This window comes from Parafrankia sp. EUN1f, assembly GCF_000177675.1.
GTDB lineage: Bacteria > Actinomycetota > Actinomycetes > Frankiales > Frankiaceae > Parafrankia.
In genome coordinates this window covers 1-12,517 of record NZ_ADGX01000052.1, presented here as the reverse complement: position 1 = coordinate 12,517, position 12,517 = coordinate 1, and the positions used below count along the sequence as shown (strand labels likewise).

The following is a 12,517-nucleotide window of genomic DNA, read 5'->3' as shown; positions in this document are numbered from 1 at the left end:
GAGGATGCGCCGCACCTGAGGCCTGTCGTGGCCACCGACCACGACAGGCCTGCTGTCAGGGCCAGTCAGGTACCGATGCCGTAGGCACTGACGGTTTCAGCCAGGACGGTCTCGAGGGGGGTCGGGGCGAGGCCGAACGTCTGCTCGGTGAGCGTGGAGTCGAGCAGATCGGGCCGATCCAGGGAGTACGTCATCTCGACCACTTCACGCATGATCGGATCCGCGGCTCCGATCGCGGCGAGCTGATCGGTGGAGATCGCCGTCAGTACAGGTGCGGGTGCCCCGGCGGCGATTGTGAGCCGCGTGGTCAGCTCCCGTACGGACAGGGCCGCGGTGGAGGGCACGTGCCAGGCCCGTCCCCACGGGCGGTCGTCGCCGGCGAGGGCCACGGCGGCCAGGGTTCGTGCGGCGTCCCCGATGTAGGACCACGTTTTCGGGGTGTCCAGGTCGCCGGGGAAGGCTGCCGGCTCGCCGCGCAGGACAAGGGGCGCCACCGTGAAGTTGTACAGCGAACCGGCCCCCGCGCCCAGAAACGCACTGGCCCGGACCTCGGTCACGCGGACTCGACCCGCGCGATGTGCTTCGAGGGCCTCGGTCCACATCCGGGCCCGTACCCGGCCCTTGACGGATACCGGCGCCATCGGCAGGTCTTCGGTGTAGCGACCGCTGACGATGCCGTAGCCGTAGGTGTTGCCCATCATCACGTAATCGGCACCGGCGCGTTCAGCCACGTCCAGCAGCGCCGTCGCCAGCGGTGGGAACTCCTCCGGCCACCGGTCGTACGGTGGCACCGCGGTGTTGATCAGCGTCGTCGCGCCCTCGGCGAGGCGGCTCAGCGCGTCGGTGTCGGTCGCGTCGGCGGCTATCCGCTCGATCAGTGGGTGCTCGGGTCCACCCCCGCGCCGGCTGACCAGTCGGACGCGTTCGCCCTGCCGGGCCAGCAGTTCGGCGGTAGGGGCTCCGGTGCCACCGGCACCGGTGATCACATGCAGCGGCATGGTGTTCGTCTTCCACTCGGCGGGCCCGCGCGGGTTCGCGGGTGCCGTCTCACCTTGCTGCCCACCAGAAACATACGGTAGTGGCCTGAATGCCACGTAGCCCAAGGATCAGGCCATGCTTCGGATCGTCGTCGTCGCCGTCCCGCCGGTCACCACCCTTGATCTCTCCATTCCGGCGGCGGTGTTCCCAGCCGCGGTGGTCGACGGCCAGCCGGGCTATGAGGTCGTGATCTGCACAGCCGAGCCCGGGATCGTGCCGGCGTACACCGGGCCCAGTGTCGTGGTGGACCAGGGCCTCGACGTGATCGACAGCGCCGACACCGTGATCGTCACGGGCACCGGAGCTCGCGCGCACGCAGGCGAGCAGGTACTGGACGCGCTACGGCGGGCCGCCGACGACGGCCGTCGCCTCGCCTCGATCTGCACGGGTGCCTTCGTGCTGGCCCAGGCCGGGCTGCTCGACGGTCGCCCGGCCACCACGTACTGGCAGTACTCCGACGAGATGCGTCGCCGCTTCCCAGCCGTGGATCTGCGGCCTGACGTCCTGTACGTCGACGACGGGGCGATCCTGACCTCCGCCGGTCTGGCCGCCGGCCTCGACCTGTGCATTCACCTGATCCGGCGGGACTACGGGGCGGCGGTCGCCAACGCCGTCGCCCGAGCCGCGGTCGTCGCGCCGATCCGTCCCGGTGGCCAGGCCCAGTTCATCGAAACGCCGCTGCCGCCGGAAAACGGCACATCACTGGCCGAGACCCGTGCCTGGGCATCGGAACGCCTCGCCGAGTCGCTGACGCTCAACCGCCTCGCCGCCCACGCCCACACCAGTACCCGTACGCTCACCCGCCGGTTTCGGGAGGAGACCGGTCTGAGTCCGTTGCAGTGGTTGCTGCACCAGCGGATCGACCGGGCTCGTGAGCTCCTCGAGGCGACGGATCTGCCGATCGCCGCCGTCGCCCGGCAGAGCGGCCTGGGAACCCCCGAGTCGCTGCGCCTGCACCTCCTGCGCCGCAACGGGCTCACCCCCAGCGCCTACCGCAGCGCGTTCACCCGCGTCGGACCATCCCAGGCCTGACTCGCGTCGCTGGTCAGCTGTCGCCGAGGTTCAGATCGCTCGAGGTCTGGCCGAACCGTTCGGCCAGGAAGCGGCTCTGGACGGCCAGCCGCTGGGACGCGTCCCGGGCGGCCGACGTCGTGACGTCCTCGGCGGCGGTGGCCAGCAGCCTGAGCTGCTCGAGCAGCAGCTCCCTGGCGGTGAGCCGGCCGTCGACCAGATGGCTGTCGGCGAACGCCCGGGGCAGCTCCAGGTAGGCCTCGACCGAGGTCGGCAGATAGTCGACCACCATCCGCTCGACCACGAACGTGTCGGGGGACCCGCTCTGCAGCAGCGCCGGGCGGTCGAGCAGGTCCCGCAGGTCCTGGGTGACCTTTCGGTAGGCCGTTTCGACGTCCGGTGGCAGCTGGCCGAGAAAGCGCCGGTCGTGGTCGGCCAGGTCGGCCCGGAGCGTCCGCGGGTCGCGCGGCGGCGGCAGAGCGGCCGTCGGGCGCCTGGGCGGGGGTGCGACCAGCGCTCCGATCGCGTACAGCGCGGCCACCACGAACGGCCATTCCGGGACGCCGACGACGCCGCCGAAGAACAGGCCGAGCCCGCCGGCCGCGGCAGCGCAGCCGGCGAGGTTCTTGGCCGAGCCGGCGTAGTCCAGGGCCCGTTCGGAGAACGAGCGGCTGGGCCCGGCGGCGCGGCCGCGTCGCCTACTGGTAGCCACGGATGTCCTTGAACACGTCCGGCAGCGACGTCGAGCCGGCGTCGAAGACCGTTCCCCCGGTCACGTCGGCGATCTGCCGCAGCGCGTCCGGGTCGGCGTCACCGAACAGCACGGTGAACGTCGGCACTGCCCGGGCCGCCGGCGACAGCGAACGGTAGTGCGCCAGGAAGTCGTCGGCGGAGGCGCCGGTCGTGTTCTCGCCGTCGGTCAGCAGGACCACGGAGGTGTAGTACGACCCGTCTCGGGCCAGGTCGGCGGCAGCCCGGTCGTAGGCGGCCCGCAGGGCCGAGTAGATCGCGGTGTCGCCGCCGGCGTTGAACCCCTCGACTGCCCGCCGGAGCTCCTTCAGCTCAGGCGAGTCCGGCGAGGGATCGGTGACGGCGAAGTCACTGATCCGGTTGACGCCGCTGTCGAACGGCACCAGGGTGATCTTCTCCCGGGCCCGGAAGCTGGTGAATCGCGCGGTCAGCGACGAGTCGGCGCCGGTCAGCCCGATCAGGGCCGACCGCAGGTCGGAGATGCGGTCACCCTCCATCGAGCCGGACAGGTCCAGCACGAAGATCGCGTGGGTGGGGGCGCGGAAGTGGTTGAGGTAGGCCAGGATCAGCTCGTCGGCGACGGCCGCCGTGCCCGGGAAGGGCAGCTCGACGTGGGTGTCCCCGGCGGTGAACCGGGTGTCCAGCGGCACCGTGGGGGTGGCCGGCCGGCGGCTGGTCTGCTCCTGCAGCCGCTGCTGTGTGGCCGGGCTGCGCAGCCAGTCGACGACCCGCCGGTAGGCGTCCCGCCTGGCCGGGTCGAGCAGCAGCAGCGGGTAGTCGGCGGTGATGATCCCATCCTTCGGGAAGATCAGCTCCAATGGTTCCCGCAGCCGGTTCGAGGCGTTCAGGGACAGCAGCACCGACTCGTAGTTGATCATCGCGTCCAGGCTGTCCTGCCTGTCCACGTAGGCGTCGTTCAGATAGCCGGAGCTGCCAGCGGTCAGCCTCTGCCCGGAGAAGAAGTCGGTCAGCTCCGCCGGCCTGATGTCGGCCGAGGTCAGGGCATCGGCGGTACCGGCCAGGGCCGCCGCCACCCCGACCAGGGCCGAGAACCCGGAGTTGGACGACGCCGGGTTGGTCATGCCGTAGCGCAGCTTCCCGGCACGGGCCGCGGCCGCGACGTCCTTCCAGGTCACGTTCGGGTTGCCGGACCAGCCGAGCTTGCGGGCCACCGACTGGCGGACACCGAGGACCACCGGCGAGCGCATGATCGACGTGCTTGTGACGGCCGCGTCCGCGCCGCCGGGCAACAGCCGCAGGTAGCGGTCCGAGGAGAACCAGGCCAGGTCCGTACCGGCCTGGCGCCGGGAGATCCGGTCGGCTCCGTCCAGCGTCCCGGTGTAGGTGACGTCCAGCTTGACGCCGGTGTCGTGACGCAGGTCGGCGAGCATCGGCTCGACGTCCTTCAGCTCGGACCCGGCCAGGACGGTCAGCGTGGTCTTCGGGCCTGCCCCGTCGGCCAGCGGCGGCTCCCCGCCGGAGCAGGCGGGCAGCGTGACGGCGGCCGTCAGGGCCACAACGAGGGCCCCCAGCCGGACACGGATGCTCATCGGCCTCAGCTCCCCGCCCGCCCGGCGATGTCGGTGATCATTTTCTCCATGAGCTCATAGGTCGGCGGGTCGACGACGTCCACCAGTTCCGGCGGCTCCGGGATCCCGTTCTCCCGGGCGAAGGCGCTGGCGTAGGACCGGTCGTCGGTACGGAAGCCGTGGCGGGCGGCCAGTTTCAGCAGGGTGGCGTTCCCGGTCAGAAGCTCCCCGAGGGCCTGGCCGCCGGCGCTGAGCCCGACCAGGGTGTGCTTCGAGTAGGCCGTCGGCGTCGGGTACATCAGCACCATGCCGGATGCCGTCGTCTTCGCCGCCTGCGCCGCCAGGAACTGCGCCTCGTAGATCATCACCATCGGCCGGGCACCCATGCCGCCGCGCAGGTAGTCCTCGAACGGCCCCTCGGTGGAGCTTTCGGTGTAGCCCTGCTTGGTGAAGGCCGGTTTCAACTGCCCGGCGATCGTCGCCGCCGTGGTCTGATCGGCGACGATGTCGTTCTTGTTCGCCACGTACGACAGGAGCGCGAGGTACATGGCGGCGGAGTTCGAGGTGCGCAGGTCGGTGGACGTGATGAGCACCGACTTGTCGGTCGGGAACACCGTGTTCCCGTCCAGCTGCGACCACCGGCGGTTCTGTTCCACCAGGTCCAGATACTTGGCCATGTCGAGCTGGTAATAGCTGTCGCTGATTTTCTTCGCGAGCTTGTTGGCGACCAGCAGATCGGCGAGCTTCCGGAAGGTCCCGATCGCCATCGGGCTGAAGAACGGCACGTAGCTGCGGCCGCGCGTGTCCTGGGCGATCTGGTCGCCCTGCGGGGCGCCGGACGGGAAAGCGAAGTCGTAGGCCTTGGGATCCTTGTTGACCTGGGCCACGATGTCGCGGGAACCCGCGTAGTCGACCTCGACGCGGTAGCCGGCCTCGCGGAACGCCTCCACGACAGCCGGGTCGTCGAAGAAGGGCTTCTTCTCGGATCCGGCGATCCCCCGGAGCACGGTCAGATCGCGACCGCCGTCGCCCGCTCCCGATCCCGCGCGGGAGACGACGACGGCAACCACCACTCCCGCCAACAGCACCGCCGCGAGCACCAGGCCCACCGCCCGGCGCGCCCCGTTCATATCGCGCCTCCCAACCCTTCCCGCGCACGCTCAGATGGGATTCCGGTATCGGATCATGCTTCGCCACGGGGGCGAGTCCGATGATGCCGGGTGTCGTTCCGCGGAACCGCCAGCAATCGTCCACCCGACTACAGGAAAGCGCCGTTTCACCTGAAGTTCACCCTGAAATCACCCACCAGCCGCACCTGCGACATCTCAGGCTGGATCCCCGCCGGGACGGGCCGGCACCAGTGTCACCGCCCACGCATGCGAGTTCCCCGACCGACAGCGTCCAGGAGAAGCCGTCCTCGCAGCCCCCACCGCCGCCACCGGCAGCCCGGGCACCAGGCGAAGCCGCACCCATGCCACCTCGGGCGACACCGCCGCGATCAGCGCCCGGGCCGACCAGCGCCAGATTCATTGCGATCGATCAGCCTCACCCTCCGTCGGCACGCGTCGTGCGGGTACACCGTCGGCGTCCGGCAGGGAAGGGAAGCGCCACCGACGACGTGCTGCGGCTCCGGGCCGGTGAAGGCACCTGACCTGACCGCGCGGAATGCGGGGTGAAAGGAACAAGGAGAGTCGCCGACGAAGGGGCAGCCCCGCGCGCATTGCAGGTCCCGGTAAATCCCGGCGAGGCGGTGGACGAGCGACACGTCGAACTTCCCCGCGCATGCCCGGGTGAGTGCGGCTTGGAGCTGGGGGCGGTGGGGGCCCATGGGCGACGCCACCGGAGGATGGGAGTCGGGCTTCGACTCGACGGTTTCGGTGGTGCACAGGCGTCACCGCCCTGGAATAATTCTTCCTCGAACCGCAGGAGCCCGCCTTTTCGAAGCACTCGGCTGGATGGACAGAACCAGGCCCCGTCCCGTGCCCTGGATGCCCTCCTCCGCTCACTTCCTGTGTGCGAGCGGCTGGATGTGCGACAATTTCTTTGACGGCACAGCTTTTCTTCCCGTCAGGAGCCGCCGTCCCCCGCCCGGCGTCTCGGAGGAAACCATCGGAGGGATCGGAGCGCCATGGTCGACGCTGCAATCGAGCTGGAGCTGGCTGACGTACGCGGAATCCGGCTTGACCAGCTCCGGGACAGCACAGACGAGGCCCTTCGGGCAGGCGTCCGGCAACTACTCCACGTGATCGACACCTCTTCGTTCGTATGGAGCAACGGCGGCGGCGGTAGCTGCAAGCTGGGGGCCCCGCGCCTGGGCTGACACAGCTCATGCCAGAGGGGCTGGCCGGCACCGGGCTCAGGGAGGAATCCCACCGACTGTCGGCTCGTGACATCGACGCGCTTTCCCTGGGGGCGCTCGAGATCGACGTCATCGACCGGCTCGTCGAGGCCGAGGTGAGCTTCCGGCGGCTTGCCTTCCGGGCGGTTCTCGACGCCACCCGACAACGGCCGGAAGCGGTCGGCCCGCTATGTCCGGCGGACGAGGCGTGGAGCCTGCTCGTGGAGGTGGAACGCGGCGATCCGGCGGCTGTCGACGCGGTGCTCGACCGGCCCCTTGCCGGGGCGTGGGCCGGTCGACTGCTGCGCCGGCTGCGCGGGCGGCTCAACGACGACATTCCGCTGTGGGTCGAAGTCGGCTACCTGCACTCGATGGCCGCCGCGGCCGCCGTTCGCGCCGGTGTGGTCGCCGCCATCACTGTGCCTACCCGCCTCGGTGTGGCGCACCTTCCCACACTCGGCCACGTCCGCCTTCCGCAGGATAAGCCGTGGGGAAGCATCACAGTCCGCAGCGAGCCCGACGCCGCGTGGCTGATCGCTTCCGCGGGTCGGATCGGGGTGCACGGCCATCGCGCGGGCGGCGGGCCGCTGTCCGGGCGCGCGCTGGAACAAGCCGCCGGACCGGACGATGCCGCCGAACCCGCTCGTGACACGGTCTGGCGGCCGACCCGCACCGCGTCCGGCGTCCGTGTCACCCTCGAGGATGTCGACCCCTACCGGCGCGCCGGGCAGGCCACCCGGCCGGTACCGCTACCCGAGGCCGACCTCCTCCGTTGGGAGGAACGGCTGGCCGAGGTCTGGCAGATGCTGCGCACCGGGCACCCACGACTCGCGGCGGGCGTCGGCGCCGTGGTCTCGACGGTCGTCCCGGTGGCCGCGTCCCGGCGTTTCCGTCCCTTCAGCGCCTCCTCCAGCGACGCGTTCGGCAGCATCGAACTCTCCGAGCCCGATGACCCGGTCTACGCCGCCGCCGCGCTGGCGCACGAGGTCCGGCACGTGCTGCTGGGCGCTCTCATGCACCTCGCCGACCTGGTCGACACCTCGGTGCCGGGCGGGCTGCGGTACGTCCCCTGGCGGACCGACCCGCGCCCGCCGGAGGGCGTGTTACAGGGCATCTACGCGCTGTTCGGCGTCACCGACTTCTGGCGCACGCGGCGACGCGCCGCGGCGGGCACGGACGCGATGCTCGCGCAGTTCGAGTTCGCTCTCTGGCGAGGGGCGGTGCTGGGCACCGCGACCGATTTCGCGCGCACCGGTCCACTCACTCCGCTGGGACGGCGTTTCCTTTCCGGGGTCGTCACAAGCGTCCAGGGATGGGTCACCGAGCCGGTTCCGCCGGAGCCGCTGCGCCTCGCCGAGCTCATGCTGGCCGACACTCAGGCCCTGTGGCGTGCGCACCACGTCGAGCCCGAGGCGGGCGCCGTCCGCCGCCTTGCCGAGGCCTGGGCGGCGGGCGTTCCCGCGTCCGCCGATGCGCTCGGTCCCACCGGACCCTCAGGTCCCACCGGACTGGCAGGCGCGCCGGCTGTCCGCACCCGACTCGTGCCCGACCCGACCGCACGGGCCTTCGACACCCGGGCCTGCCTCGGCCGGCTGTGGCTGTCCGCCCCGGCCGCGTTCCTTCAGGCAGGTGAGCGAGACGCTGCCGATCCGGACTATCGCGGCGCGAGCCCGGCGGACTACGCCCTCGTGCGGGGCGACCGGTCGCAAGCCCGCCGGCTGTACATGGAGCAGCTGGCCCGATCGAACGCGGATCGCCGAGCCCTGGTCGGACTCGGCCTGACCCTTGACGCCGACGACCCGGCCGGCCGGGTGCTGCGTGAGCGGCCCGAGCTCGTCCACGCCATGACGGAGGCTGTGAGCCGCCTGGGCGGGATGGCCGAGCCGGCGGAGCTCGCCGCGTGGCTGCTGCCCGTGGCGGGGACCGCCGGCGACGGCGAGGAGGCCGCGGCTCCCGCCGCCCCGGTCACACCGGCATAGGGTCGACGTCCAGATCCATTCGCAGGCCCGCGACGACCTGCCGGGTGGCGGGATGATCGCGACCGAGCACGGCGTCCAGCCGCCCGACGGTCACCCCCTGCAGCGCCAGCGCCTCCTCCCCGCGATCCCGAGCACGCAGGTCCAGCGCGAGGTTCGCCGCGATCGCCAGCGTCGACGGATGCGTCTCACCGAGGACCGCGGTCGCGGTGTCGAGGGTGGCCCGGTCCCGGTCGTGCGCCTCGGTGAACCGGCCCAGCGCGTACAGGTCGCTGGCCAGGTTCGCCGCGATCGCCAGCGTCGAGGGGTGGCGCTCCCCGAGCCGCTCCACGAACGCGGCCAGTGTCCGTTCATCCCGGTCGAGAGCCACCGACGCGTCGCCGGACAGCCGTTCTATGACGGCGAGGTTGAGCGCCGCGGCCAGCGCGTGCGGATGTGTCGCGCCCATCATCGCGGTGTGCCCACGAAGAGCCTCGGCGCACAGCTCACGGGCTTCGTGGAGCTGCCCGGCGTGCCGCAGATCTATCGAGTGGGTGAGGGCGGTCGCGATGGACGCCGGGTGACCCGCCCCGTACCGCTTGAGGATCCGCTCCCGGACGTCCTTCGACAGGGCCAGCGCCCTGTCGTGGTCGCCGGCCTTGCGATAGGCGACCGCCAGCGTGTGGCCGGCTTGCAGCCGCGCCGGATGCTCCGCCGACGCCTGGAACATGTGCTGGTAGCGGGCGTGGATCGTCTCCTGCGCGGCCCGGGCGCCGACGTAGTCCCCCAGCTCGCGCCGGTCGATGGTCAGCGCGGTGAGGTAGTTCAGCGTTCTGGCGTCCTCGCCGTAGAGGCGGACGGAGCGCTGCCAGACGTCCTCGTCCAGCTTCGCGGATTCGGCGAAACGGCCCAGCAGCCGCAGTGTGATCGCGACCCCGTGGGCGGCGCTGAGCGCCTCCGCGTCGTCGGGATCGAATGTTCGCAGTGCCCGCTGGTGGGCGTCCCGGGCGAGCTCCAGCGCCGCCTCGAACTCACCGCGCCACCGCAGGTCGATGCCCACGTTGTCCATCAGCTCGATGGTCAGCTCGTCGTCCGGGCCGTTGACCCGGGTACACAGGTCCAGTGCCCGCTGGTTCACCTCGGCGGCCTCGTCGTAGCGGCCGGTCAGGATGAGGCCCCAGCCGAACCGCATCTCCATCTGCAGGCTGTAGGAGTCCTCCTCTCCGAAGGCGGCGTGCCACTCGGCGCGTACGGCGCGGGCGAAGCCGTTGCTCACCTCCTGGTCCCCCCACGCCCAGAGGTAGTCACATTCGTTAAGCAGGAGCTTGCGAACCCGCGGGTCCGCCGACTTCTCGGCCCGGGAGGCCCGGATGTGGGGATAGAGGTCGGCGTAGGTCTTCCAGAAGTCGGGATCCCGCGGTGCGTTCGGGTCGCTTGCCGCGAGCAGGACGTGGGCACCGTGGCGCATCGTCTGCCGTTGCTCGGGCGTCATCCGGTCGAGCAGGGACTGCTGGATCAGGCGGTGCATGTCTATCGAGTTGTCGCGGTAGTTTATCTTCGTGAGCGAGAAACGGTTGATATCGCGGATCGCCCGGCTGAGTTTCACCGGGTCGCGGAGCACCTCGTCGAGCGCCGGTGAGATCTTCTCGTTGTGGGCGCGGGACAGAATCTGCCGCGGAATCGGCTCCGGCGCGAAGAAGGCGCACACCTGCAGGAGCTCCAGGGCAGCAGGGTTGTTCACGGCGAGCCGGTCGAGGGAGATGTTCCAGGCCGCTGTCACCGGAACCGGATAGTCCGCCGGTGGAGTGCCCAACAGGTCCCCCCGATGCTCCTCCAGCAGCCGCAGGTACTCCTGGGCCGACATGCCGGTGTCGGCCCGCCAGGCGGCGGCCTGCTCCACCGCGAGCGGCAGATCCCCGAGCACATCGGCCACCTGGTCCGCGCTGTCATCGTCCAGCGGGCCGCCCCGGCTCCGGAGCAGCTTGATGCTCTCCTCCCGCCGGAAGACGGTCACCTCAAGGGGATGGCTGACATTTCCCCACCCGGGGTTCCGCGAGGTGACCAGTACGCGCCCGGTAGGGCTTGCCGGAAAGTAATCGGTACGGATCGCCGGGTCGTCCGCATTGTCGAAGACGAGGAGCCACCGTCCGTAGGGCTCGCCGATCCGCAGCGCCTCGACAACCTGTCGAACGGCTATGCTCCGCTCGACATCGAGATCGATCTTCAGTTGTTCCCCGAGCTCGGCGAGGGCTATTCCGATCTGGACCGACTGCTCCGCCGGTATCCACCAGATGACGTCGAAGTCCCCCAGATGCCGATAGATGTACTCGGTCACCAGCTGGGTCTTCCCGACGCCCCCCGTTCCGTGCAGGGCCTCGGGAAGTACCGTGGTGGCCCCTTCGACAAGCCTGGCATGCAGCTCGGCGAGAAGATCTTCCCGACCGGTGAAATGGGGATTCTGGGGTGGCACGGTTCCCCAGATCCGCGGCAGGCGGCCGGCGGCGGGCACCGGCAGCAGACCGGCGGTGCCGAGAGCCACAGCGGCGCCTCCTCTTTGCGAGCTCGTCTCGACGCCGCTTGCGTCCATCGAACTCTCGTCGGCGCTGGACGTTGGTCGGCCTGACCCAGCGATACTACTCATGGTATCAGAGAAGTCACTCTCAGTGTTGTGCGGTCGTGGTGTCGGGTCGGCGCCCGGGATCGACGCGTACGCCGGCTCCCGCGAGCCCGAGGCGGAATCGGCCGACGCGTCATCGACCGAGCTCCGACTATTCGCCGCGGGCAGGAAAGACCCCGGATCATCAGTAAGCGTCCCATCCGGTGACAGGCCGGCTCGGAAGGGGCGCCCCGTGGTCGCCTCGACCGCCCGGACGGCCCGGACGACCTCCCCTCGGCTCACCCGCTCACAAAGCGTCCAGTGAACGTCCTCCGGCACCTGAAACACCGTCGGTCCCGGGCCGGTCGAGGCGGAGAGCAGGCCGAACGCGAAAAGCTCGGACAGGTCTCGCCGGTCGGCCCCCGCGATCCCGGCGATGGTGCGCAGACCCAGACCATCGAGGGGGGGCTCGTAGCCGGAGACAGCCGCCAGCAGCCCCGCCACCCGCTGGGCTCGCGGGGACGCCCGCGCGGCGAACAGTGCCAGCCCCGCCGCACCGACCCGGCGGGGCCGGCGGCGGGCGAAGCCTCGATCGGATGAGGCAAGCAGGGCCGGCATCTCGCGCCACGTCGGACCGTCGGCACTGACATACCGCGCCCAGTGATACACCCACTCGGGGTCGAGGGCGATGACCGGCAGCGGCGTCACCGCCGTGGGGGGCGTCCCAGCGATCGGGCCGGGCCCGGAGGACAGGTCCGGCTGGCGGTCCGCCTCGCCGGTCAAGCCGTCGTCCGACGCGTCGTGCTGCAGCGGTATGCCGAGGTGCTCCCAGGACAGCACCCGCCCCGCCTGGCGCCACCCGGCGCCCTGAAGCCGGATCCGCTCCACGCCGAGATCGGTCTGCTCCCAGACGCTCGGCGCGAGAACGTCGACCACCACCACCGGCATCGAGCGGGCCCACCCCGCGAGCACCCACGCCGCCCGGCCCGAACGCCACGCCTCGCCCAGCCCGTCCGTGAGCAGCCAGACAACCCCACACCGGCCTCGGCCCTCCAGCCGGGACGGTGGTCTACGGAGGCGGCCGGACCACCATCCGTCAGGGGCGATGCGATGGGTGATGACGTTGCCGCCGAAGGCGGGTTGCCGCCGTAGCACCTGGACAAGCCCCGCCACCGCGTCGCCCCAGAGCCCAGCGAAGGTGGGGCTGTCGTCGACGACGATGCCCATCGTCCACCGCGGTCGCGAGCCCTCGGGCAGCCCGGCCCGCGGCGCGCCGCGCGGCCCCCGGCCTCGAGCGGCC

General features: G+C 70.9%; 8 protein-coding genes. 3 read left to right on the top strand and 5 right to left on the bottom strand.

Annotated elements, in window-relative coordinates; translation table 11 throughout:
• Positions 1 to 65: 65 nt before the first annotated feature.
• Complete coding sequence (locus tag FREUN1FDRAFT_RS17070) at positions 66 to 998, bottom strand: NAD-dependent epimerase/dehydratase family protein (RefSeq protein WP_006541362.1); 933 nt, start codon at positions 996 to 998, stop codon at positions 66 to 68.
• A 115-nt stretch (positions 999 to 1,113) separates the two neighbouring features.
• Between FREUN1FDRAFT_RS17070 and FREUN1FDRAFT_RS17065 the strand changes: the two genes are divergently transcribed.
• Complete coding sequence (locus tag FREUN1FDRAFT_RS17065) at positions 1,114 to 2,070, top strand: GlxA family transcriptional regulator (RefSeq protein ID WP_006541361.1); 957 nt, start codon at positions 1,114 to 1,116, stop codon at positions 2,068 to 2,070.
• A gap of 13 nt (positions 2,071 to 2,083) precedes the next feature.
• Here FREUN1FDRAFT_RS17065 and FREUN1FDRAFT_RS17060 read toward each other — a convergent pair whose 3' ends face one another.
• Genes FREUN1FDRAFT_RS17060 through FREUN1FDRAFT_RS17050 form a run of 3 tightly spaced genes read right to left on the bottom strand, consistent with a single transcriptional unit; the run spans position 2,084 to position 5,458 of the window.
• Positions 2,084 to 2,761 carry a hypothetical protein gene (locus FREUN1FDRAFT_RS17060; RefSeq protein ID WP_006541360.1) on the bottom strand — a complete coding sequence of 226 codons (678 nt, stop codon included), beginning with the start codon at positions 2,759 to 2,761 and terminating at the stop codon, positions 2,084 to 2,086.
• Positions 2,748 to 4,349 carry a VWA domain-containing protein gene (locus tag FREUN1FDRAFT_RS17055; protein ID WP_006541359.1) on the bottom strand — a complete coding sequence of 534 codons (1,602 nt, stop codon included), beginning with the start codon at positions 4,347 to 4,349 and terminating at the stop codon, positions 2,748 to 2,750. The genes FREUN1FDRAFT_RS17060 and FREUN1FDRAFT_RS17055 overlap by 14 nt, the downstream gene beginning before the upstream one ends.
• Positions 4,350 to 4,354: 5 nt before the next feature.
• The gene (locus FREUN1FDRAFT_RS17050) at positions 4,355 to 5,458 is read right to left on the bottom strand and encodes a hypothetical protein (protein ID WP_006541358.1); all 1,104 of its coding nucleotides are present in this window, start codon (positions 5,456 to 5,458) and stop codon (positions 4,355 to 4,357) included.
• 998 nt (positions 5,459 to 6,456) lie between these two features.
• On the opposite strand from FREUN1FDRAFT_RS17050, the gene FREUN1FDRAFT_RS17045 reads away from it, so the two are divergent.
• Together FREUN1FDRAFT_RS17045 and FREUN1FDRAFT_RS17040 are read left to right on the top strand one after the other, a co-directional pair.
• On the top strand, positions 6,457 to 6,648 hold the full coding sequence (locus FREUN1FDRAFT_RS17045; RefSeq protein WP_006541357.1) for a hypothetical protein: 192 nt from the start codon (positions 6,457 to 6,459) through the stop codon (positions 6,646 to 6,648).
• 8 nt (positions 6,649 to 6,656) lie between these two features.
• Entirely contained in the window at positions 6,657 to 8,645 is a 1,989-nt protein-coding gene (locus FREUN1FDRAFT_RS17040) for an HEXXH motif domain-containing protein (RefSeq protein WP_006541356.1), read from the top strand.
• On the opposite strand, the gene fxsT is transcribed toward FREUN1FDRAFT_RS17040, so the two are convergent.
• Entirely contained in the window at positions 8,632 to 12,444 is a 3,813-nt protein-coding gene (gene fxsT, locus FREUN1FDRAFT_RS17035) for an FxSxx-COOH system tetratricopeptide repeat protein (protein WP_006541355.1), read from the bottom strand. The genes FREUN1FDRAFT_RS17040 and fxsT overlap by 14 nt on opposite strands.
• Between the last annotated feature and the right edge of the window lie 73 nt (positions 12,445 to 12,517).